At 49.8% G+C, this 24,201-nt stretch carries 19 protein-coding genes; 17 read left to right on the top strand and 2 right to left on the bottom strand.

All coding sequences use genetic code 11. The features are described from left to right. Positions 1–18: 18 nt before the first annotated feature. The 3 genes from E0E47_RS05650 to E0E47_RS05640 all read left to right on the top strand — a co-directional run bounded on the left by E0E47_RS05650 (position 19) and on the right by E0E47_RS05640 (position 5,114). Entirely contained in the window at positions 19–1,506 is a 1,488-nt protein-coding gene (locus E0E47_RS05650) for a hypothetical protein (protein ID WP_232038346.1), read from the top strand. A gap of 132 nt (positions 1,507–1,638) precedes the next feature. Then, positions 1,639–2,190 (top strand): HDIG domain-containing metalloprotein, encoded by a 552-nt coding sequence (locus E0E47_RS05645; protein WP_130893162.1) that lies wholly within the window; start codon positions 1,639–1,641, stop codon positions 2,188–2,190. Positions 2,191–2,294: 104 nt separating this feature from the next. Beyond that, a complete protein-coding gene (locus tag E0E47_RS05640; RefSeq protein WP_130894328.1) occupies positions 2,295–5,114 on the top strand; it encodes a putative LPS assembly protein LptD in 2,820 nt (939 codons plus the stop codon). A gap of 10 nt (positions 5,115–5,124) precedes the next feature. Here the strand turns inward: E0E47_RS05640 and E0E47_RS05635 are convergent, their stop codons facing one another. Next, a complete protein-coding gene (locus tag E0E47_RS05635) occupies positions 5,125–5,469 on the bottom strand; it encodes a hypothetical protein (protein WP_008624600.1) in 345 nt (114 codons plus the stop codon). A 78-nt stretch (positions 5,470–5,547) separates the two neighbouring features. Here E0E47_RS05635 and E0E47_RS05630 point away from each other — a divergent pair, with 78 nt between their 5' ends. From E0E47_RS05630 to E0E47_RS05600, 7 genes are all read left to right on the top strand, one after another. Continuing rightward, positions 5,548–6,231, top strand: coding sequence for a BACON domain-containing protein (locus E0E47_RS05630; protein WP_232038345.1), 684 nt, complete (start codon positions 5,548–5,550; stop codon positions 6,229–6,231). 46 nt (positions 6,232–6,277) lie between these two features. After that, positions 6,278–8,878, top strand: coding sequence for an alpha-L-arabinofuranosidase C-terminal domain-containing protein (locus tag E0E47_RS05625; protein WP_130893161.1), 2,601 nt, complete (start codon positions 6,278–6,280; stop codon positions 8,876–8,878). A 177-nt stretch (positions 8,879–9,055) separates the two neighbouring features. Then, the gene (locus tag E0E47_RS05620) at positions 9,056–10,717 is read left to right on the top strand and encodes a glycoside hydrolase family 43 protein (protein ID WP_172604759.1); all 1,662 of its coding nucleotides are present in this window, start codon (positions 9,056–9,058) and stop codon (positions 10,715–10,717) included. 36 nt (positions 10,718–10,753) lie between these two features. After that, the gene (locus E0E47_RS05615) at positions 10,754–11,920 is read left to right on the top strand and encodes an MFS transporter (protein WP_130893159.1); all 1,167 of its coding nucleotides are present in this window, start codon (positions 10,754–10,756) and stop codon (positions 11,918–11,920) included. Positions 11,921–11,940: 20 nt separating this feature from the next. Then, the gene (locus E0E47_RS05610; RefSeq protein ID WP_172604658.1) at positions 11,941–13,191 is read left to right on the top strand and encodes a glycoside hydrolase family 88 protein; all 1,251 of its coding nucleotides are present in this window, start codon (positions 11,941–11,943) and stop codon (positions 13,189–13,191) included. Between the two features lie 125 nt (positions 13,192–13,316). After that, a complete protein-coding gene (locus E0E47_RS05605) occupies positions 13,317–14,363 on the top strand; it encodes a 6-bladed beta-propeller (protein WP_130893158.1) in 1,047 nt (348 codons plus the stop codon). 204 nt (positions 14,364–14,567) lie between these two features. After that, positions 14,568–15,551 (top strand): BF3164 family lipoprotein, encoded by a 984-nt coding sequence (locus E0E47_RS05600; protein ID WP_130893157.1) that lies wholly within the window; start codon positions 14,568–14,570, stop codon positions 15,549–15,551. Positions 15,552–15,624: 73 nt separating this feature from the next. On the opposite strand, the gene E0E47_RS05595 is transcribed toward E0E47_RS05600, so the two are convergent. Beyond that, complete coding sequence (locus E0E47_RS05595) at positions 15,625–16,536, bottom strand: Rpn family recombination-promoting nuclease/putative transposase (RefSeq protein WP_130893156.1); 912 nt, start codon at positions 16,534–16,536, stop codon at positions 15,625–15,627. A 186-nt stretch (positions 16,537–16,722) separates the two neighbouring features. On the opposite strand from E0E47_RS05595, the gene E0E47_RS05590 reads away from it, so the two are divergent. The 7 genes from E0E47_RS05590 to lepB all read left to right on the top strand — a co-directional run bounded on the left by E0E47_RS05590 (position 16,723) and on the right by lepB (position 24,128). Further along, positions 16,723–18,726 carry a hypothetical protein gene (locus E0E47_RS05590; RefSeq protein ID WP_008628819.1) on the top strand — a complete coding sequence of 668 codons (2,004 nt, stop codon included), beginning with the start codon at positions 16,723–16,725 and terminating at the stop codon, positions 18,724–18,726. A gap of 20 nt (positions 18,727–18,746) precedes the next feature. Beyond that, entirely contained in the window at positions 18,747–19,367 is a 621-nt protein-coding gene (locus E0E47_RS05585; protein ID WP_040603074.1) for a hypothetical protein, read from the top strand. Positions 19,368–20,100: 733 nt separating this feature from the next. Continuing rightward, a complete protein-coding gene (locus E0E47_RS05575; RefSeq protein ID WP_008628833.1) occupies positions 20,101–20,460 on the top strand; it encodes a hypothetical protein in 360 nt (119 codons plus the stop codon). Positions 20,461–20,508: 48 nt separating this feature from the next. Next, entirely contained in the window at positions 20,509–21,618 is a 1,110-nt protein-coding gene (locus E0E47_RS05570; RefSeq protein WP_008628836.1) for a 6-bladed beta-propeller, read from the top strand. A gap of 5 nt (positions 21,619–21,623) precedes the next feature. Next, positions 21,624–22,190, top strand: coding sequence for a hypothetical protein (locus tag E0E47_RS05565; RefSeq protein ID WP_040603076.1), 567 nt, complete (start codon positions 21,624–21,626; stop codon positions 22,188–22,190). 1 nt (position 22,191) lies between these two features. Beyond that, entirely contained in the window at positions 22,192–23,232 is a 1,041-nt protein-coding gene (locus E0E47_RS05560; RefSeq protein ID WP_130893155.1) for a MauE/DoxX family redox-associated membrane protein, read from the top strand. After that, entirely contained in the window at positions 23,229–24,128 is a 900-nt protein-coding gene (gene lepB / locus E0E47_RS05555; protein ID WP_130893154.1) for a signal peptidase I, read from the top strand. The genes E0E47_RS05560 and lepB overlap by 4 nt, the downstream gene beginning before the upstream one ends. Positions 24,129–24,201 lie beyond the last annotated feature (73 nt).

The raw sequence follows: 24,201 nt of genomic DNA, 5'->3' as shown, positions 1-24,201 counted from the left end.
CGGGAAATGGAGGTGCGTATGAAAATCTATCATTGGTTACTTCCCGCCCTTTCGCTTTTCCCTGCTTCCGCTGCCGCACAGATGGCCGGTTATGAATACTGGACAGACGGGAACGACACACAGCGTACGTACGTGGAGCAGACACAAGGAAGCGTGGGGATAGAGATAGATGTGGAGGATTTGCGTCCGGGCATACACCGTTTCCATTTCCGTGCATGCGACGCTCAGGGGCGTTGGAGCAGTCCGTTTTGCCGTTATTTCCTTCGTTTGGGAAAAGCGTATGACGGCATCGGCATGGCCACATGCGAACATGCCATAGACGGTGGCGAATGGGCGGAGGCCGCTTTGGTCGACGGCCGTCTCGATTTGGAGCTTCCCGTATCAGGCTTGGTGCCGGGCGTGCACCGTCTTATGCTCCGTTTTGCCGACGAAGCAGGACGTTGGACAGGGATAATGACCCGTAATTTTGTACGTCTCGGGCCGGATTATTCTTCCAATACCCTGCGGAGCTATGAGTGCTGGATAGACGGCGATTATGCCGCACGGGTGGAAGGCACGGCCGAAGGAGGCATGGTGGAACTGGAGTTTCCCACGTCGGATTTGTCCTACGGGCTTCATCGCGTGTCATTTCGTAGCCGGGATGAGGCGGGGCGTTGGAGTGCGCCGTTCTCCCGTTATTTTGTGAAGGCAGAACCTTCTTTGGCCGACAACCGTATAGAAGCCTATGAATATTGGTTCAACAACGGAAAAACCACACGGGTGGAAGTCACCCCTGCCAATCCTTTTGCGGCGGATGATATCTGGCTGGACGTAGAGGGCGTTGTGCCGCATGAGATCCCGGAGGATTACACGGTGGATTGGGAAACATGTACTGCCTATTGCCCGGACGACGTGGTATTCGCCATGCGTTTCGGCGATACCTCCGGGCGTTGGACGGAGGCGCGTACCGACACGTTTGCCTATGACGTTCCGGTGGCATTGGATTTCCGCTCCTTGGTTTACGGTGATTCGGCCATGGTCGTGCAGCCCGGTGTTGGCCGGATTTATGCTTACGAAGTCACGGTGCAGGCCGGTGACTCGTTGGTCTGGGGAGCGAATGCCCCTTGCCGGATGGACATCTATGGCGAAAACGGGACACGGCTTTACCGTTTAGGCCAGTCCGTAGGCGCGATGGAGCAGAAGATGGAGGCGGAAACCAACGGGAAACTGTATGCGTTGGCTTACGGCTCACGTGTGGACACCTTGTCTTTGTGGTGCCATAAATTGGTGCCGACCCGTATCTCATGGGTAGAGTCCGGCGTCAAAGTCTCGGTGTCGGAAGGGCATATCCGTGTGGCGCAGGCCGAAGGATGGGATTGTTCGGTTTACCATACGCAAGGATATGTGGTAGAGCGGCGCAAGGGGGTGAAGGTCTCTGAAGATTTCATCCTTCCGCGAGGAATCTATGTGGTTTGCCTGACGTCGAAAGACGGTAATACATATAAGAAAAAAGTAATCGTTCCGTAAACGATTGGCGTTAAGGTGGGTGGACCTGGGCAAGAGTGTTCCGGGTCCGCCTTTATGTATTTTAAGGATAGTTCTTAGGAAAACACTGTTTTTTATCGTACTTTTGTGGCGATCAATCCGAGCTGAAATAAAATGGATGCAATAGCCTTGATAGATAAATATTATGCTGATACCCCCCGCTTGAGGGAACTTCTATGGATTCATAGCCGCCAGGTGGCCGACCGTTGCCTGAAAATAGCAGTACTCCATCCGGAGTTGGGTTTGGATAAGGCATTCTTGGAGGAGGCTGCTTTGTTACATGACATCGGCATTTTGCACACCCATGCTCCCGGTATTTTATGTACGGGAGACGCACCTTATATTTGCCACGGTTATCTCGGGGCGGAGATGCTGCGTGCGGAAGGGTTTCCGCGTCACGCCAGGGTGTGCGAGCGTCATACCGGTGCGGGGCTTTCGCGCGAAGAAATTGCAGCGCAGGGTTTGCCTATACCTGTGCAGGATTATTATCCGGAGACTTTGGAGGAACAGCTCATCTGTTATGCGGATAAATTTTATTCCAAATCCCATCCCAACGGGGAAAAAACACCGGAACAAGCGTTGAAGAGTGTGAGCAAGTATGGCGAGGACGGAGCACGGCGTTTTAGGCATTGGATGGAACTTTTTACGGAAAATCTCGGGCATTAAGCGGATTTTATGTAATTTTGCATCCGCTTACTGGTTTAGAACAAGACTGAATTCGGTTGAAAACAAAAATAGCTATATTCCTTTTGGTGGGTAGTTCATTCTGTATGTTGGCGCAAGGCGGATTGAACGAAGGGCTTTCGTCTTCTTACGTTGAGATAGGAAGAGGGATGTCCGATAGCTTGGTAAAAAATAGTGGAACTGCGGATTCTTTACTAAAAGATACGGTACTCTTCGGTTTGCGTGAGTTGGCGGCGGACAGTGCCGGGCATCTTCCTGACAGTGTCAGGGGAAAGGTTGCCATTCCGGATAGCATCGGGGCAGCGGTCACAGACAGCTTACAGGCTGATTCGGTGGCGGAAGATACCGCCAAAGTGAGCAAGTCGGTGCTCGACCAACCTGTGGAATATACGGCATCCGATTCGGTGACCTTCGAGGCCGGACTGGGAAATGCCAACCTGTATGGTAACAGTAAAGTAAATTATACCAATCTGGAGTTGCAGGCCGATTGGATTACGATGAACATGGACAGCAGCATCGTTCATGCCGTAGGACGTCCCGACTCCACGGGAAAAGTGCAGAACCAACCGGTATTCAAGCAAGGAAGCGACCAGTATGAGCCGGAACGTATCAGTTACAATTTCAAGACCCGCAAGGCATTTATTGATAACGTCTACACGAAGCAGGGGGATGGGTTCATGATTAGTGAAGAGTCAAAACGCGATGCTGAGGGCGTGACATACATCCGTCATGGCAAATACACGACATGCAGCGCGAAACATCCTCATTTTTATTTGGCATTGACACGTGCCAAGATGCGTCCGGGGAAGAATGTCATATTCGGTCCTGCCTATTTGGTGGTGGAGGATGTACCTTTGCCGTTAGCCATTCCTTACGGTTTCTTTCCCTTCAGTAAGAAGTATTCTTCCGGGTTCATCATGCCCACGTTCGGTGACGAAAGTATCCGTGGTTTCTATTTGCGTGATGGTGGGTATTATTTTGCCATCAGCGATATGATAGACCTGAAACTTATTGGAGAGATTTATACCAAGGGGTCGTGGGGATTGAGTACGCAATCCAATTACCGTAAGCGTTACCGCTTCAATGGTAATTTCTTCCTGAGCTACCAAAATACGGTGGAAGGAGAGAAAAACATGCCGGATTATTCGAAGTCCACTAGCTTCAAGATTCAATGGACGCATCGTCAGGACGCCAAGGCTAATCCTTCACAAAGTTTCTCTGCCAGTGTGAATTTTGCAACCTCTAACTACGAGCGTAACAATCTGACGAGCATGTACAATCCGGAGAACTACACGCAGAGTACGCGTACGTCGAGTGTGGCTTATTCCAAGACTTTCGAGCGGATAGGGTTGACGCTTTCCAGTTCTTTCAACTTGTCGCAAAGCATCCAGGACTCTTCCCTGTCGATGACTTTGCCGAGCCTTGATATTACTTTGGCGCGTTTCTATCCTTTCAAGCGCAAGAAGGCTGCGGGGAAAGAAAAGTGGTACGAAAAGATTGCTTTAAGCTATACCGGAAGCTTGAGCAACAGCATAGATACGAAAGAAGACTTGTTGTTCAAGTCCAATCTGATTAAAGACTGGCGTAACGGTATGCGTCATAACGTGCCCATCAGTGCGACGTTCAGTTTGTTCAACTATATCAATATCACGCCGGAATTCAGGTTTACCGACCGTATGTACACGCATAAGGTCATGAAAGGATGGGATGAAGAAAACCAACGGGAAGTGAACGACACGATTTGGGGATTCCAGAACGTGTATAATTATGATATGAGCGTATCGGCCACGACCAAACTCTACGGTTTTTACACGCCTTTGTTCGGTAAGAAGATACAGACCATCCGCCATGTCTTCACGCCGACCGTAAGCTTTAATTATGCACCGGATTTCGGTACGTCCCGTTACGGTTATTATGCGTCGTACGTGAAGACGGATAAAGACGGCAATGTATCTACGGTGAGTTATTCTCCTTACAGCGGTAGCCTCTATGGTGTGCCGGGGCGGGGGAAGACCGGAAGCGTGTCGATGGACATATCCAATAACATAGAGATGAAGGTTCGTACGAAGAACGATTCGGTACGGAAAGTCAGCCTTATTGACGAACTGGGAGCGAACCTGAGCTACAACATGGCGGCCGAACGTCAACCGTGGAGTGATTTGTCGATGAGGGTGCGTATCAAGACACCTTGGAACTATACGTTCAGCATGAATGCCCAGTTTGCCACTTATGCATACGAGTTCGATGAAAACGGTAATGTGCGTGTGGGTGACCGTACGGAATGGTCGTACGGGCGTTTTGGACGTTTCCAAGGCATGTCGCAGAACTTGTCTTATACGTTCAACAACGAGACGTTCAGAAAACTTTTCGGATGGGGAAAAGGCCGGGCGGAGTCCGTGGAAGGGACAGATGGCGAGACGGACGAGGAGGAAGCGGGCGACACGAACATAGATCCCGACCGTAAGAAATCGGAGCGGGCCGGAGCCAAAAAGGAGCCTCAGAAGGCCGAGGTGGACGAAGACGGATATTTGAAATTCCAGTTGCCTTGGTCCTTTACCGTATCATACGGTGTGACGATGTCGGAGAATACAAGCGGACGCATTAAGGTAAAGAAGATGCGCTACCCTTATAAGCTGACCCATACGCTGAACTTTTCGGGTAACATCCGTATTTCGGACGGATGGAATCTGACTTATTCCTCGGGATATGACTTCAACTATCACCGTTTGTCCATGACAACGGCTTCAATATCACGTGATTTGCACTGTTTCTCCATGTCGGCTAGCGTGGTGTTGAGTCCTTATACTTCCTATAATTTCACATTCTCAGCCAATGCTTCGGAGTTGGCCGATGTGCTGAAATGGAAAAAACAAAGCAGTTACAGTTCAAATATTGAGTGGTACTGATGTGTGTTTGTTAGAACAGAGTCGGGTAATCCATGCTTCTTTCTTCTTTTTCAGGAAATTCAACGGCTTCTTCCGATGGGCTTTCGGTGAAGTCGATTCGCATCTGTCGGCAGACGTTGGGTTTCAAGGCATACCAACCGCGATTGGCCGTTCCCATGAAAGGCGACGACGGTTTGCAGGACTGTGCCCATAGAAAGAAGCGTACATTTTGATAAACCCTTTCGTATGTCAGTTCCGTATTAAACAGTCCGGCGTGACGGTTGTAGACCTGTTTGGCGATGATGCCTACGGGAAGTCCTTCGCAGCCCTTCGTCTGCAAGATTTCATAAATATCGTTATAAAAAGGGTTTTCCATCTTGCAAAGATAATGATAAATAAGGATACTTTCAATTATTTATTTATCTTTGCTCGTCATTTTAATGAAATAAATATCATGAAGAAAGTAATTGGGTTTTCAGTAGCCTTGGCCGCTGTTTTGTTTGCGGCTTGTGATAATAAGGAGAATTCTTACAATTTTGCACAAATCATTTATCCGAGCGGATACGGCTCTGTGCTTTATGCCGACCAGACCGTTGATTCTTTGAGGTTTGCCACCACTTTCGATTGGTCTATTTCCGTGCCGGCCAACTGGATGCATGTCAATGAAGATTCCATGGCTGGAACTGTACCACAAGGATATTATATGGTGAAAAAGATTGATGTGAAGTTGGATGTAAACAACACAGATACGATTCGTACGGATTACATCTATTTCCATGCCGATGGCAAGACGTTGGTGACAGCCTACACGCAATATCACTATTTGAATATCGAGCGTCCGGTGCGCAGAAACTACCAGTTCACGTTGCAGGATACGGCTCGTCAGGTGCGTGACAGTTTGGTGTTCCAGACTTATGGTGACGACTGGACGTTGGCTTTCAAGGGAGGGGAGCCTGCGTGGGTGCGTTTGGCTGACGGGGCACCCACTTCCGGACGTTCCGGGAAATATACCGTGCATTACCAATTAGACCAGAACACGACGACAGCCGAACGTACGGCCGTGTTGGAACTGAAGAGCCGGGGCGTTTCGACAGACATCCGGATTAAACAGTTAGGGTTGAAAGCCGAAGAAGATTAAACGGTTAGGCAATATATTTTTATCTAATTATCAATATTAATTTGACATGAAAAAACATTTTGTGAACAAGGCTCTTTCTGCGGCTTTGTTAGGATGGGGATTGTGTGCATCCGTTTCGGTTGGAGCCGCAGTCCCTGATTCGGTGTACCTTATGGCCTATAATGTGCATGTGGGCAATGGGTTGAATTTTGCTTGGAGTGCGAACCGGCAGGTGTGGAAGGGGATTGGCCCTGGCCATGCTTTCGTCAAGAGCGATTTCGGAACGTGGGGGGCAGAGAAGAAAATGTACAATCCGAACCTGATGCAGATGCCGGACGGGACATGGCGTTGCGTGTTTCAGGTGAACGATTATGCCAACCAGTTTGCTGTGGCTTATAGTGAAGATTTGGTGAAATGGCGTCCGCAGGATTATCCTTATATGGAAGGGGTGAACAGCTGTATTGCACCGGTTTTGTCTTACGATGCGGCAACGGCTACTTATAAGGTGTTGTTCAAGACCAAGGATGGTGGGGTGTACGAGACCATGTCCAAGGATTTTTATCATTTCAGTAAGCCGCGTAAGGTTGATGCTTCCCTTTATCCTTCGGTAACGGAGCAGGCACTTGTGGACGGGCATCCGGTGAACGGACAAGTATTCAAGGTGTCGTATGCCGGAGTGGAGCGCATGGTGCAAGCTGTAGAAAGCGCAGTATATTGGGCAGCACTCAACGGAGAATTGGCGCGGGACAATGAGGTGCGTTTCCAAGGCTTGAAGCCTCTTGAAGCCACAATCAAGATAGATGCGGGCCGGACGAAGAAGATTAGTGACAAATTGATCGGTATCTTTTTTGAGGACATCAGTTATGCTGCCGATGGTGGTTTGTATGCCGAGTTGGTGCAGAACCGTGATTTTGAATATTCCCAAGCCGATGTCAAGGGGGGAAACAAGGCTTGGAAAGCCGATTTTGCCTGGACGTTGGAAGGCAACGGCGGGACGTGGGAGATACGGAAATCCGAGCCTATTCATGAAAACAACCCGAATTATGCCGTCGTGGACGTGAAACAGCCTGGCCAAGTGGCTTTGTTGAATGGCGGTTTCGACGGTATTCCCGTTCGTGAAGGTGAGAAATACGATTTGTCGGTGTTTGCCAAACAGTTGGAGGGAAAAGGCGGAAAGATACGGGTGAGCCTCGTGCAGGACGGTCGGGTGATGGCACAGACCATCCTTAAAGCACCCAAGTCGGATTGGAAGAAAATGACTGCGGTGTTGAAAGCCGATGCCGATGCCGACCACGCGTCCATTAAAGTGGAACCTTTGGGGACGGGCAAGGTGGCTTTGGACATGATTTCGCTTTTCCCGCAACAGACGTTCAAAGGGAGAAAGAACGGTTTGCGGGCCGATTTAGCTCAGGCGTTGGCCGATTTGAAACCGAAGTTCATGCGCTTCCCAGGCGGCTGTGTGGCTCATGGAGACGGTTTGCACAACATTTATAATTGGAAGGAGACGATTGGACCGTTGGAAGCCCGCAAACCTCAACGCAACTTGTGGGGCTACCATCAGACGAAAGGCTTGGGGTATTATGAGTACTTCCAATTCTGCGAGGATATCGGGTGCGAGCCGCTTCCGGTGTTGGCAGCCGGTGTGAGTTGCCAGAACTCGAGCGACTGCGGGCATGGACAGCAGGGAGGTATCCCGATGGATAAGATGCCGGAATACGTACAGGATGTGTTGGACTTGATTGAGTGGGCCAACGGGGATGCCAAGACTACGAAATGGGGCAAAGTCCGTGCCGAGCAGGGACACCCGGCACCGTTTAACCTGAAGTATATCGGCATCGGCAACGAAGATTTGATTTCCAAAACGTTTGAAGAACGCTATCTGATGATTGTCAAAGCCGTGAAAGAGAAGTATCCTGACATCGTCGTTTGCGGTACGTCAGGACCGTGGTCGGAAGGTAGTGATTACGAGACCGGTTGGCGTTTGGCTAAAGACCATAAGATAGACATGATTGACGAGCATTATTATCAGACGCCCGGTTGGTTCATTTATCATCAGGACTATTATGACCAATACGACCGTAACGGTTCCAAAGTGTATTTGGGCGAATACGCGGCTCATGCTCCCGGCCGTCCCAACAACATAGAGACGGCCTTGTGCGAAGCCTTGCACATTTGCGGCATGGAGCGCAACGGTGATGTGGTGGCCATGAGTTCGTATGCTCCTTTGTTGGCCAAGGATGGACATGTGAATTGGAATCCGGACATGATTTATTTCAATAACAAAGAGGTGAAGCCCACAGTAGGTTACTACGTGCAGAAGCTTTGCGGCAACTATTGCGGCGACGAGTATATCGAAAGCACGCTTTCGGTGAACGAAGGCCGTAGGGGAGTACGCGATCGTCTGGCTGTCAGCACGGTACGCGATACCAAAACTGGAAAGGTGTACATTAAAATGGTGAACCTCCTGAATCATCCCGTGAAAGGGAAACTGGACTTGTCGAGCCTGAAAGACCGTTTCGGCGAGGCGCAGAGTTTGGATGCCCGCCTGCATGTGTTGACCGGCAACTGGGACGACCGCAATGCCCGTCCGAAGGAGAGCGACATCAAGGTGAAACCTGAATTCGACTATGAACTTCCGGCTTATTCGTTCAGCCTGATTGAGATTTAAAGGCTTGTCCGTTAGCATAAAAGAACCTTGCCAAGAGCTGATTTTGCTTTTTGCAAGGTTTTTTTGTATTCTTAAATAAGAAGAATCTGCTCTTCGTTCGTATATATAATAAAGGAAAGATTATAAATCGAATCAAACAGAAAGTATACAATGGTGAAAGAAAGTTTATCAAGAGGTATGTTGCGGGTGGCGATGTATGGTTGCCTCCTTTGCGGAGGAATCCCGCTAGCGGCACAAACTCAGGAATACCTGTCTGAAGTATGGTCGCCCGATTTGGGCAATGGCATGTACAAGAATCCGGTGATTCATGCGGATTATTCCGACCCCGATGTCTGTGCCGTGGGGAATGATTTCTATCTGACGGCCTCCAGTTTCTCCTGTGTGCCCGGCCTGCCCATCCTCCATTCCAAGGATTTGGTGAATTGGAAAGTCGTGAACTATGCCCTGAAGGAGTTGGTCCCGACGGACTTTTACGCTACCGTGCAGCATGGCAGGGGAGTATGGGCACCGAGTATCCGTTACCACGAAGGGGAGTACTATATCTATTGGGGCGACCCGGACTTCGGCGTGTATATGGTCAAGGCGGAAGACCCTGCCGGCGAATGGTCTGAGCCGGTGTTGGTCAAGGCTGCCAAAGGCATTATCGACCCCTGTCCGTTGTGGGACGATGACGGGAAGTGTTATCTGGCTTACGCATGGGCTGGGAGCCGTGCACAAATCAATTCCGTGTTGTGTGTGGCCGAAATGAATGCGGAGGGCACGAAAGTAGTCGGCCCTTCCCGCATCGTGTATGACGGAAATGATGATGTGAACCACACAGCCGAGGGACCTAAGTTTTATAAACGCAACGGTTACTATTACCTGATGTTTCCGGCCGGTGGCGTGCAAATGGGATGGCAGATGGCCGCCCGCAGCCGCAACGTGTACGGGCCGTACGAGGCGCGGCGCGTCATGGAGCAAGGGGATACTCCGGTCAACGGACCCCATCAGGGCGGTTGGGTGCAGACCGCATCCGGCGAAGACTGGTTCGTGCACTTCCAGGATAAAGGATGCTACGGCCGTGTGGCTTGGCTCGAACCCATGACGTGGAAAGACGACTGGCCGGTGGTGGGCGAGGATAAGGACGGTGACGGTTGCGGCAATCCCGTACTGACCTACCGCAAGCCGTCCGTGCCGTCTTCCGTCCGGGTGAATCCGGCCGAAAGCGACGAATTCGACACTACGGAGCTTGGGTTGCAGTGGCAATGGCATTCCAATTATCAGGATTTATACGGATTTACCACTCCGTACGGTTTTATCCGTTTATATTCTTGGCCGTTATCCGAAAAGTATATAAATTTGTGGGAAGCATCCAATATGTTGCTCCAGAAGTTCCCCGCCGAGACTTTTACGGCCACGACAAAAGTCACGGTGGTGAGCAAGGAAGACGGTCAGGAAGGCGGCCTGATAGTCATGGGATGGGATTATGCGGCACTGACCGTGCGTCGGGAGGGCGACCGTTTCATCCTCATTCAGCGGGTTTGTAAGGATGCAGAGCAAGGCGGGAAGGAATCTGTGGAAAAATTGGCGGGTTTCGAGCCGTCCGAACGTCAAACTATCATTTATTCACCCACGGTCAGCCGTTCGGTCTATTTGCGGGTACAAGTGGCCGAAGAAGGGATGTGCCGTTTTGCATACAGTCTCGACGGTCAGACGTTTACTCCCTGTGGCAAGCCGTTCAAAGCCCGTCAGGGCAAGTGGATAGGCGCAAAGGTGGGCTTCGTATGCGTGGAGCCGCATGCCGAACCTGCGGTGAACCGGGGATGGATGGATGTAGACTGGTTCCGGGTTACTCCGTAAACGGGAAAAACACTCATTTTAAAATATAAAAACAACATGAAAAAACAAACATCTATGCTTGCGGTCCTTCCCGTTCTGTTCGGGTTCTTTGTGATGGGCTTTTGTGACATTGTCGGTATTTCGTCGGATTATGCGCGCGAAGCGTTCGGTTGGAGCCATACCATGGCCGGTTTCGTGCCTTCGATGGTCTTCATTTGGTTTCTGTTTTTCAGCATACCGGTGGGCATCAAGATGAATGCCTGGGGGCGCAAGAACACCGTCATGCTCAGTATGGCGGTCACGCTTGTGGGTATGCTTATCCCGTTGTTGAAGACCGATTGGGCCTGTCTTGTGGGATATGCCCTGTTGGGAATCGGCAACACCATCCTGCAAGTGTCGCTCAATCCTTTGTTGAACAATGTGGTGACCGACCAGAAACTGTTGACCAGTAGTCTGACTGCCGGGCAAGTTGTCAAGGCTGTTTCTTCGTTCTGCGGCCCGTTCATCATGCTTTTTGCCGTGAACGTGTTGGGCGGTGGCGACAAGGACAACTGGTATCTGGCTTTCCCCGTGCTCGGAGCCATTACGTTAGTGTCCGCCCTTTGGCTTTACTTCACGCCCATACCCCATGAGAAAAAGGAAGACAGCGGCGTGACGATGGGGAAGGTGTGGGGCTTGCTGTCCGACCGTACCATCCTGTTGCTCTTTCTGGGTATCTTCTTCGTAGTGGGTATCGACGTGGCCACGAACTTCATCAGTTCGAAAGTCATGATAACCCGTTTCGGTTGGGATACATCGGATGCCGGTATGGCTCCTCAAGTGTACTTCATTTGCCGTACGGCGGGGGCGTTCCTCGGCGTGTTCTTCATGACCAAGATTTCCGAGATGAAGTATTTCCGTATCAATATTCTGGCCGCTATTGCCGCCATCCTGGTGTTGGCTTTCTATGAAGATGCCACGGTGAATCTGATTTGCGTGGGCGGCATCGGATTCTTCTGCTCCTGCATTTTCTCCATCATCTACTCCATGGCCGTACAGCGCATGCCGGAGAAAGCCAATCTGATTTCCGGTCTGATGATTACGGCGGTGGCCGGTGGCGGTGCGGTGACCCCGTTGATTGGTGCGGCTACGGACGCGGCCGGTATCACAGCCGGTGTGTGCGTGCTACTGATTTGTGCATTCTATCTCACTTTCTGCGCATACGGCGTGAAGAGTACACGATAGGGATTTTTAGAATGATAACAATGAAACGGATAAACTATAAAATAGGATTTGTATTGCTGTTGGGATTGTGCTGCCGTCCGGTGGCGGCCCAACAGCGGGTCGATGTAGAGAAAGACTTGCAATACTGCCATCGTCAGGTGGCACGTGCATTGGCAGGTTTGAAGAAAGACGGCGGATGGGATTATACCCGGATGCCGCGTAACATTCTTGCGGAAGATTTGAAGGAGGGTCGGACAGAGTGGAATTGTCGTCCGGCTACACCCGAAGAATGGTGCGGCGGTTTTTGGCCGGGCGTGTTGTGGTATGACTATGAATATGGGGGCGAGGCTTACATCGGACGTCAGGCCCGGAACTATACGGCCTCACTGGCTTATTTGGCCGACCGTGACCCGTACGACCATGATTTGGGCTTTCTGGTGTATTGCAGTTTCGGCAACGGGATGCGCATCGCGCCTTGTGCATCCTATCGGGATGTCATTGTAGGCACGGCCAATCAGTTGGCCAAACTCTTCAACCCCCGGATAGGTACCATTCTGAGTTGGCCGCGTGAGGTCGAAAAACAAGGATGGCCGCACAATACCATCATGGACAATATGATTAACTTGGAGATGCTTTTCTGGGCTTCCCGTAACGGTGGTGGACAAAACTTGTACGACGTCGCTGTGCGTCATGCCGAGACGACCATGAACAACCATTTCCGCAAGGACGGTTCTTGCTATCATGTGGCGGTCTACGACACGGTGAGCGGTAAGTTGATAAAAGGTGTCACGCATCAGGGGTATTCGGACCGGTCGATGTGGGCGAGGGGACAGTCTTGGGCCATTTACGGCTACACGATGGTGTATCGTGAGACCCGTGACCCTCGTTTTCTGGCTTTTGCGCAAAAGGTGACGGATGTGTACCTCAAACGTTTGCCCGAACGCTCGGACGACTGGGTACCGTTGTGGGACTTCGACGACCCGTCGCCATCGGCACCCAAGGATGCTTCGGCAGCCTGTGTGGTGGCTTCCGCTTTGTTGGAACTGAGCGTTTATGTGGATGCCGGGAAAGGACAGCAATATCGCAAGGCGGCAGAAAATATGTTGTCATCCCTGAGCCGGAACTACCAGAGCGGAGAACGTTGCGTGTCTTTCCTGCTTCACAGTACGGGACACCATCCGGCCGGGAGCGAGATAGACGCTTCCATCATCTATGCCGATTACTATTATTATGAGGCCTTGTTGCGCTTGCGCCGGTTGCAGCAAGGACGTCCGGTGTTAGGTATCGGATGACGACTTGAAACTTTCGGGTTTCTCTTTCACTGCCATATTGCGGTCGAGGGAGAGACCCGAATATTTGTATACATAAAGTTGAGATAAACATGCTGTATGGTTTTGAAATAAAATAATGGTACGAAATGAAGACAATGGTTTGGATGGCCGTGGCAGGTGTGATATGGACTTGTTGGGGCTGCAAAGACGAAAATGGTGTAAAGAAAGGAAAAGACGAACCGTGGGTTGTGGAAATCAAATCCTTCGAGGGAGATGAGTTGAAAGTGTCGGATATTTTGGCACGTATAGATACAGTGGAGTTGTATACGGATGGGAAGGCCATGGCTTCGATAGGAGATTTGTGTTTTCTGGATTCCATGGTCTATATATTGGACGCTTCGAAAGCCGTGTCGGCCTTCAACCTGCGTACAGGGAGATTATGCAAGCAGATACGGACGGTGGGACGGGGGCATAACGAGTATATTATGCCAAACGCTATTGCTTCAGGAGGCGGCCGGGTGCACTTGATGGATTTTTCCGGAAGATGTATCCTCTCTTATGATGCAGACCTGAATTTGTTGCACCGTACGCCTGTGGACTTTATGATGCATGACATTATTCCTGTAGATGACGGATTCTTACTTAGTAACAGCTCTCCCGGAGACCGTGAAGTATTGATTATTCATACGGATACATCGGGCAAAGTATTGGGTAGGTTCCTTTCTGCTGATTTAAGTCAGGCTATTTGGCCGGTGGGCAAACCTTTTATCCGTAATCCGAAGGGGGACGTTTTCCTGAAAGCACCCTTTTCCAACGGTATTTATGTTTGGCGCGATACGGTTCCGGTATTGGCTTATCGTGCGGACTATGGTAGCCTGACTCCCGAACAAGGTCGGGAGGCGGAAGACTTCCTGAGTGCGGGAAAGGTCGGGACGTTTCATGATTTCTTGACCTCCGACCGTTGGTTGGGTATTTTTGAATATTCGGATGAGGTCTATTGTCACATGGAAAGCCTGTCCGACGGACAATTCCACCTTCAAGGAAAGCTTGTGCGGGATGTCCCTGGTTTTTATCCCCAGTGGCAGTATGGTGAAGCGTTGGTTGGGGCTGTTCACGGTGATGATTACGGCAGCGAGGCCAAACTTCAAGAAACAAGATTGGGGGCGGTTCTCTTTTTTTATTATTTGAAATAAAAATAGGGATACAAATTTTTTTTCTTACTTTTTTCACATTTTTATTTGAACTTCGAATCGAATCTCGTATATTTGCGGATGTAAGTAGGGAAACTCTTACATTTATACTTTTCCAGTGGGGACGATGTGGAAGATGGAGTAGCATCGTCCCCACATTTTGATATAGTGGAAAAAATTTGTTACTAGTCTAATTATGATAATATCATGAGAAAAGTTCTTTTGTATGTATCGTTTGTTACAGCATTGGTGTCGTGTAATAATGATAAGAGTACGCCACGATGGGAAGAGAAACATAATACTCGTGAGTTTGGTGCTGTCATTGCAATGGAAACCTATCCGGTTGTAGTAGATGAATTTATGAATATAAAAGAGTGGTGCATCGTGGATACAATGCTCATTTGTAAGAACGACGGCGGTGAACCGTTTTATTATGTGTTCAACACAAATGATTTCCGAGTTACTGGAAAATTCGGCCGTAAAGGAAACGGGGAGAACGAATGGATTTCTCCTCATCTGATACCGATAACGGATACTGCTTATACCGTCATTGATAATTTTCGGTGGGGAATCTATGACGTGACGAAGGTAGATAGTTCGTATGTGATTCAAAAGAAAAAGAATATGGGCGTGCAGATGCCTTTAAATTCCCCTAAGTTTGTCTCATATTCAACTTTTGGAAATATTTCATATAGTCCGCGAGAAATTGTATGGGAGATTACGGATATAGAGAATCTGTCATGTTCGGATTCGATTGTTTTTTTTGATGAAAGTAAAGGTGGTAATTCCATGCTTTATAATTTTTCGTATGATGTGGCGTTTGGGCATGCCGTATTTGCTTACCTTTATCAGGATGGTTTTATGATAGCCTCCTTGTCCGATGGGTGGCATGTGATACCGGAGTTAGCCGTGAAGGGCGACGGAGAAGAAAGGATGAAAGACGGAGGGTATTATACGGATGTGGTATGCGGAAAAAAATGCTTTTACATTTTGTCGCAGGGGGACGTGGAGACATCCGGATTGTCAGGAGCATCTTCCATAGAGGTTTATGACTATGAGGGAAATCCTATGAAGAAAATAAACTTAGATATCATAGCGTCCCATATGGTTTACGATAAAATAAACAAAAGGGTTATTTTCAGTCCTTCAATGGATAATGATTTACACGTATTGGATTATGAGTTTGAATAGATAATTTATTCTTACAGCAAACCGGAAAACCATTGTGTTATGATTGGTTTTCCGGTTTGTGATAACAAGACACCTATAATTTCAAGATATCTTCTTTGGAAAGTCCGGTGGCACGAGAAATATCTTCCATGGAAAGCCCCATGGCTTTCAGGTTCCGTGCCGTGGATAATATCCCTTCAGCTCTTCCTTCAGCTCTTCCTTCAGCTCTACCTTCAGCTCTTCCTTCAGCTCTTCCTTCGGTCAGTCCTTCCAGTTTGGCTGTGCTCAACACATCATTCTGTATCATAATGGCATTGAGATGTTCGTCGTAGGCGTACCGTTCACCGGGCGTCATGCTGTAGTACTTCAGTTTCTCCCGTGCTTCGCTCAACCCCGGAGTTTTCGTATCCGGCTCGATTTCTCCGGTTTTCAGGTAGTTCACCCATTCTTCCAGTGGCGTCTTTGCGACCTTGTCGAACTCGTTCACGCGGATGATGTAATATTCAGGGAAGATCTCCCTTGGGTATTTGGGCAGGATGGCATCCTCCTGCTTGGTCGAGATTTGCAGTTCATCGGAAGTGTGCACGCCGATGAAACGGTTCTGCCCGTGGTAGAGGTAGTCGTTGCCTTTTCCCAAATCGAAATAGACGATGCTGATGGAGTACACCTTCTTGATGTTTCCATAGCTCTCACCTAATGAAATGTGTTCGGTGATGGTCTTGGCCACGCCGTAGAGAATGCGTTCCAGATAATAAACTTCCCGCGTGTTCTGCACCTCCACGAGTATGATTTCTCCCTTGCTGTTCTTTGCCTTGATGTCCACGCGGTTGAACTTGTCTGTTTCGACCAACTGGTTGCCCTCACTTTCCAGTATTTCCACGATTTGCGTCTTGTCCTCGAAGAGCACGGTGAGCAGCCCTTCCAACACGGCGAAGTTGGCCTTGTCGCGTAGCATCCGCTTGATGGCCCAGTCGAATCGTATGTATCTGTCCTTTAACTTGCCCATAAGAATCTTGTTTTAGGGTTTATGCCGATACAAAGGAACGGATTTATCGTAATAAATCAAAATGGAAGGTAGTGAAAATTGTTTTTCTTTGGATTTGTTAATGATTCGTAAATTCCGCTTCCATTTGTGTGCTTTTTGCTGCACTTGTTCGTAAACCGTATAAAAACAGAAAAGATTTAAAAGACGATGAAGGATGTGACAAAACGGAAATGGAGGCCAAGCCGCCGCGTTTGGCAACTGTCTGTGGCGGCGGTGGCATGTGCGCTTGCGGGATTGTTGGGAGGTATGCTGAAAAAGCCGGATTATTATGATGCGAAGAAGGTCCGTGCCAGCATTCTGGAGGCCAATCCCGGTTTGGGGGCAGTGCTCAAACTGTATGAGGGCGACAGCCTGAAATATGCGGCAACTCTCTACCTGATAGACAACTTGGGCTATCACCAAGGGATGGACAGTGCGGACATGCGCGGGCTGTATGCGGCCTACGAGTTGTTTGCCACGGGGCGTTATGGTTACCAACAGGCCATGGATTCAGCCTACCGCCTTTACGGCACATCCGGCGTGCGCGATGTACGGTGGAAGAAGGATGCCTATATCGACCCTGGCTATCTGGTGCGCAACATTGAATGGGCTTTCAAGGTTTGGCGCGAGCAGCCGTGGGGGAAGAACGTCCCTTTCTCCCAATTCTGCGAGTACGTGTTGCCTTACCGCGTGGGCAACGAGAAACTGGAGCCATGGCGTGAGAAGCTCTATTATGAGTTCATGCCGGCCATCGAGCGGCATATAGACGACCCGAGGATGGAAGACCCCGCATACGCGGCGGGCATCCTTCTCGACAGCCTCTTCAAGTCCCCCTACCGCTTTACGGGCCAGATGGGCAGTGACGTGCATATCGGTCCGCGCATCGCGGAATGGAAGTCCGGGAGTTGCCTGGACCTCTGCCACATGGCCGTTTACATATTCCGTGCCTTGGGCATCCCCTGCGGGGTGGAGGAACTGCCCTTGCGCGGTGACAACAATGTGCCCCACTATTGGAACTTCTTCGTGGATCCTCAGGGGCAGACGTGGTGGTTTTCGATGTTCTACTGGCGCCAGCGTCTGGGCATGCCCGAGGACTATGGCGACGTGTACGGCAAGGTGTTCCGCCAACGTTTCGGTCTGAATCGTGCGTTGGCCGGGAATCTTCCCGGTGCACCGGAGTGCCTGCATCCCGTGTTCCGTTATCCTCTTTTTGAAGATGTCACGGGTGTGTATGCCGGAAAGAATTCTTTTACCGTGTGCGTGCCCGGCAATCGGTTGACCGTCCCGGTGGAGAAAGGTAGCCCGCTTTACCTTTGCATGTCCACGCGTCTGGAGTGGAAACCTGTGGCCTGCATCTCCTACAATGGTGCAGAGGCCCGTTTCCCGGACTGTCACGGCGGCACGGTGTACTGTCTGGCCGTTTATGATGCCGCTTCCAAGCGCCTGCGCACCGTGTCCCATCCCTTCGTGATGGACAAGGAGACCGGTGCCCTGACTTTCCATTCCCCCGGGAAGCGCAAGGGCGATGTCGTGGTGTTGAGCAAGTTCGGGATGATAGGCGAGTTCTACCTCGGGCGCATGGTGGGTGGCGTGTTCGAGGGCAGCGACACGCCCGACTTCCGTCTCCGCGACACGCTCTTCCTTATCCGCGAAGCCCCGTCGCGCCTTTGCACGGTGGCACGCACCGACACGGTGAGTCGTTACCGTTACGTCCGTTATTTCGGCCCTTACAAGGGCTACTGCGACGTGTCCGAGGTTTCGTTCCTCGCTCCCGACGGTTCCGCATTGCAAGGCACGGTCATCGGTCCCGAACGCGGCGCATACGGCAACAATTCCTATTTCAAGGCCATGGATGGGGACCTCACGACTTCCTACGGACATCCCACGCTCTACGGTGGATGGGTGGGTCTGGATTTGGGCGAGGGGAAGGCCGTGGGCGCAGTGTCCTACTCTCCCCGCCACCGTGACAACTTCGTCCGTCCGGGCGACACCTACGAGCTGTTCGTTTGTGACGGCGGCGGATGGAAGTCGGTCGGGGTACAGGTGGCGCAGTCCGACTCGCTCCTCTACCGCGACATCCCCCTCGACGCGCTCATGCTTCTGAGGAACCTTACACGCGGGGTGGACGAACGTGTTTTTGAATACAAGGACGGGAAACAGAAATTTTGGTAATGGTTAATACTTTCCAGGTTATGAAAAGAATAAACAAGACAGATTTAAGATTGATATACCCATCCGTATTATGGGGTGCCTTGTGGTTGTGCGAGGCTTCGGGCTTTGTTTTCATGTTGTCGGAGTGGCGGGGCTATCCCCAGTGGCATGACCTGATGTCCACGGAGACGTTCCGGGCGGATGCCCTTCACTTCAAGTTCCTGTATGCCTTCTGCATCTCCGCGTCCGTCCTTTTGGTTGTGACGGCAGTGGTTTTCCGGCATTCCTTGCTCCGTAGTCTGGAACTTCTCAAGTTGGCGGACGAAGAACGTTCCATTGATGCTATGCGTGAGGCGTTGTCTTCCGCCCTCGCTTCTTTCTCAGTCAATACGTCTGACGGGTATATGTCGTACGATGGTTGTACGGTCAAGGTGCCTCCCCGTGTGGCCGTGTTTTTGGACGCTTTGGTATTGAAGGAAGATCACACCTTGTCGTTGGAAGAACTCAATGGACTGTTCCATGCAAGATTTTATGACGGCACGGAAAGCAGCCATTCCCGGATAAGGAATATGAAATGTACGGTACATAAGACCCTTCAGGATACTCCGTTCGATGTGGTCAGGGACGCTTTCGGGAACTTCCGCTTGGTTCTGAAGAGGTAAGCAGGGAAAGGATGCCCTTTGTGTTCCTTTTCTGCCTCTTGTTTTTGCCGCAAATCGGAAAATCGTTGTGCTGTGACTGGTTTTCCGGTTTGCGGTAATTGTTTTTGGTTTCTTTGCTTGGTTTTTCTAAGCTTCCTCCCCATACAGGGAGATATGTGGGAAAATCCATTCGCATCCTTCATACTTGCTGTTTTACAGATTGTTAAGGTGAACTTTCCTCATCCATGGGGTTCACCGGGCATTCACCGGAAAGGGGCACGGGGATACCGGACGGGGACGATTACCGCTGAAAGAAGGCTGAAGGACGGATGAGCATATCATTCACCGGAACCTTTTGTATTCCAGAAGCTTGCAAAGTGTCCTGAAGGATGAAGCATATTTTTGAAAACTTGCCGTGTATGTCCATTTGGAGGGGCGGGTCTGCGCCAACCTGTTTTGCCATGCCGCAGGCGTTAACGGTGCATTACTTGGCGTTAACATGACGTTAACAAGGCGTTAACGGTGTGTTAATTAGGGAAAAACGGTACTACCGTATTTTCTAAGCTGTTGGAAATAAGGCGTTAATGTCTTGTTAATGGTGCTGATAAAATCGTTAATGAAAAAGTACGGTAGTTAACATTGTCATTCAGAAATTTTGTGATTACTTTGCCTGCGAATCCCACGCAGGTGGTCGGCAAAAAAGAGCGTGAAGCCGCGAAACCTGTAAAGGGTATAATTTTAAAACTTTAAAACAATGAAGAAGAAAAAATTCTTCGCGCCCTTGGTGGGCGCATTGGTGTTGGGCCTGTCGGCCTACGCCGGGTATCGCACGTATGATGCGTACAATGTAGTGAGTGAAAGTGACTTGTTGTTGGCGAATGCGGAAGCATTGGCTAATAATAATGAGTCTACTCCCGCTTTTAAGCGAGAAGAAGGCGAGTGTGTCATCAATGTAGGAGCAAAGGGTAAAATAAAGTTATTTGGAGGAACAATTCTCGAAGCCGATGCCAAGGGGAATATTTCTTTCACGGGTAAAGTCGTTTGTATTGGACAAGGTGATGTTTCTTGCAGGCCAATTGAGTGTATTGATTTGTATGAAGTCATATTAAATTAAAAAAAATAAAAGGGGGGCTTCCCCCTATTTTACATAAAAGATAAAGAGATGGGAAGGACGATTTTATTAAAAATGCTATTGTTTTTTGGGATAGTATTTGCCTTTTGTACTTGTGGGAAAAGGCCAGTGGCAGATTTGCCAACCTTTCATGTGGATGTAAAACAGCGCGACAGTGCAAGTTGTTTCTTTTCCGGTTATAGTTATGTCATGTTGGAAACAAATATGGAATGTTTGTTGACTGATGTTGATAAAATCAAAGTGGATTCAGAGAAAATTGCTGTTTTGGACCGAGAGCGGATTTTGTTTTATGAACATGATACTGGGCGTTTTATTGGTAAAATTGACAGATTGGGTAAAGGGCATAATGAATATCTTTCGATAGACGATTTTATAGTCCGCGATTCATTAGTTTATGTTTTGTCTGCTATGCAGCATGCCATATTGGTTTATGATGTGTATGGGCATCCAATAAAAGAAATTCAGTTGGATGCTTTTTATAAGCATTTTGACTTTTGGGATGAACATCGAGTATTTTTGTCTTCTGACTTTGGTAATGATACTTATTATAACTTCGTGTTATTTGATTTGCGAACGGGGACTGTTCTAAGAAGATTCGATGAGTTCTCCCAAAATGAAAGTGTCTTTTTTAATTCTTTTAGTTCGTTTAGTGGGAGAAATAATAAGGAATTATATGTAATTCATCCTTTTGATTATACGATATATACCTTAACGGATACAGTATTTGTTCCTTATTGTAGATTTGATTTTAATACGGAAGAGACGTTTGATATGGGAAAGTCTTTTGCTGAGTTATCAGATCAGACGAGGAATAAAAGCGTTGTAAAATATTTGGGGAATCTTATTGAAAGTGACAGTGTGATGTATTTGACTTTTGATTTGTTTGATTCACATGGAATAGGTACTTATTTATATAAGAGATGTGGTCAACAAAGTTATTTGATAAGAATTAATGAAGATTTTATTTCAGATTTTCCGTATTTGTCAAGTCCAAAAGGAATACATGGAAATACGTTAATCTCTGTGCTTTCCGCGTCCACTATATTGGATATTGAAGAAACGTATGGTTTGTCCTTTTTTAGAAAGAAAGGTTTAAACAAAGAAGATAATCATGTAATATTCTTTCATAAATTAGAATGATTGATATGAGGAATGCCAGTATTTTGTTGATAGGAGTATTTTTTGCTTTAATGTCATGTTCTGAAAAAGAAAGTTTTAAAAAAGGTATCATTCAATTACAGTCTCATCCAATAACATTGCCTTTAGATAAAATGAGGTGCATGTGGAATGGCAAGGATACACTTTCATTGCATGGCAAAATCAATCCAAATTTTAAGTTGGTTGTTTTTTTGGATACTGTCGCATGTTCATCTTGTGAATTGAAGGCAATGTATATGTGGAATGAAATGTTAGATAAAACAAAGATGTATGCCCCTGAATTATCTGTTTATTTTATATTTCTTCCATTGAACAAGGATTTGGATTCATTTTATTTTACGATGAGAACAATGTCCCCTTCTTTGCCGATATATGTGGATACGGCAGGTGTCTTCATCCGTGAGAATCCCCATATTCCGAGAGAAGCCGTATACCATACCTTCTTGTTGGACAAAGACAACCGTGTTGTGTTGGTGGGAAATCCATCAAGAAGTGAGAAGATAGAGGAAATGTTCTGGCAAATCGTGGAAGAAAAGTTAGGTAAACGAGAATAATATGAAACGTATAATCCGTCATATCCCTTCCTTGCTGTTAGGTGCGTGCTTCGTGGCCTCCGGTTGGCTGAAAGGCGTGGACCCTTACGGCACGTCGCTGAAACTGTCGGAGTATTTCCGCGTGTGGGGTTGGAGCGGCTTCGTGGCCGACCATCCCTTGGCATGGTCGGTGTGTCTCTGTGCCGGGGAGTTGTGCATGGGGCTGCTCCTGCTTTCGGGCGTGTTCCGCAAGGCGGTGGCCTGGGGTACGGTGGCGGTGATGTCTGCCTTTACCGCACTGACGGTTTGGCTGGCTTTCTCGCCCATGGGGCTGTCGGTGCAGGATTGCGGCTGCTTCGGCGAGGCTTTCACGTTGGGTCATGGGGCTACGCTGCTGAAAAACATCATGTTGTGGGCTTTGTCGGTCTGGCATCTGTGGGTAGTGTGGGCAGAGCACCAGTGCGGCCTGAAAGGGTGGCGTACGGTCTCCTGCTGTGCGGTCTTTTCCTTGGCAGTTCCCCTCTACTCGGCGGTCTGGCTTCCCCCGGTGGATTTCCTGCCTTTCGGCCGTGGGGCGGCTTTGCCTGCCGTGCCGGGTTTCGGGGTGTATGACGGAAGGTATGAAGAGGTGACGGATTCTTTGATGGAGGTGTCCGGGTCAAAGCCCTTGGTGGCGGTGGTGTCGCGGCGCACGCTTACGGCGGACGACCTGCGCAAGCTGTCCGGCCTTCTTGCCGAAGCCGGGGCCGGGCGCATCTCCCTCTGCCTGTGGACGCTTCCCGGCCTGGATGGCGGGGTGGGTATGGACGTTTTCTATACGGACGAGGTGACGCTGAAGTCGCTGCTGCGTGCCGAAGCGGGTCTCGTGGTGGTGGACGGGGGCATCGTGCGTGCCAAGCGCAACCTGCCGGTGTTCCGTCCGGAGCGGTTCGGCCGGAGGGTCACGGTGGAAGAGATGATGGAGGAGGACGCAGGCCTGCCGTGGCGTTACGGCGTTTGCGTGTTGGCGGGCCTGGCGGTGATGGTCTGGGTGCGCCGTAAAGAAACGGAGGGCGGACGATGAAGGCGGCATGGGGCGTGGCGTATAAGGTGGCGTGCGGCGTGTGCCTCGTGTGGTTGCTCATTGTGTTGGGCGTGGTCGTGCACTACGGTTGGCGTGCCTTGGTGGCCGACACGTTCGTCATCCCGTCGGACTCGATGTCGCCCACGCTGCTTCCGGGCGACAAGGTACGGGTGGACAAGACGATCTTCGGTGCGCGGCTCTACACGTCGCTGGACTTTACGGACGGGCGTATGGAGAGCATCCGCACACGGGGGCGGTGCGGCCTGCGCTACAACGACATCGTGGTGTTCAACTATCCGGTGAATGACAAGGGTCGCATCGGCTTCAAGATGAATTACGTGTACGTGAAGCGCGTGGTGGCCTTGCCGGGCGACACGATAGCCTTCGTGCACAGCCGTCCGGTGAACAGCCATTATGAGGGCGCATTGGGGCTTGCGGAGGCGCAACGGCGGTTGGAGGAAACGCCGGACAGCCTGATACCTTGGTACGCGATGCGCAACATCCTGGTGGAGACGGCGGTGTTGGGTTATACCATCAAGGACATCCCACCGGTGTACGTGCCGCGCCGGGGTGACATCCTGCGTATGGACGACTGGCGCAAGGTGGAAATCTACCGCCGGGCGATAGAGTGGGAGACGGGGCGTACTTTGGCATGGGACGGTGAGCGCGGGCGGTGCCTGTCGGGCGGTCGGCCTTTGTCGTACTACCGTTTCCGGAAGGATTATTATTTCGTATGCGGCGATATGGCCTACGGGTCGAAGGATTCGCGCTACTGGGGCTTCGTGCCGGAAGAATACATCGTGGGCGTGGTGGACCGTGTAGTGGAGTCGCACCATCCCGTGACGGGGCGTGAACGGAGGGAACGCTGCGGACTAAACCTGACGAACAATGAATAAGGAACAATATAAATCGGTCAGGATATTCCTACCGATAATTTTAAAATTAAAATTATGACAAAAAGAAAGTTCT

Source organism: Paraprevotella xylaniphila YIT 11841, assembly GCF_900683745.1.
GTDB classification, from domain to species: Bacteria; Bacteroidota; Bacteroidia; order Bacteroidales; family Bacteroidaceae; genus Paraprevotella; species Paraprevotella xylaniphila.
The sequence above is the reverse complement of the archived record's forward strand: the minus strand, read 5'-3'. Positions and strand labels throughout refer to the sequence as shown.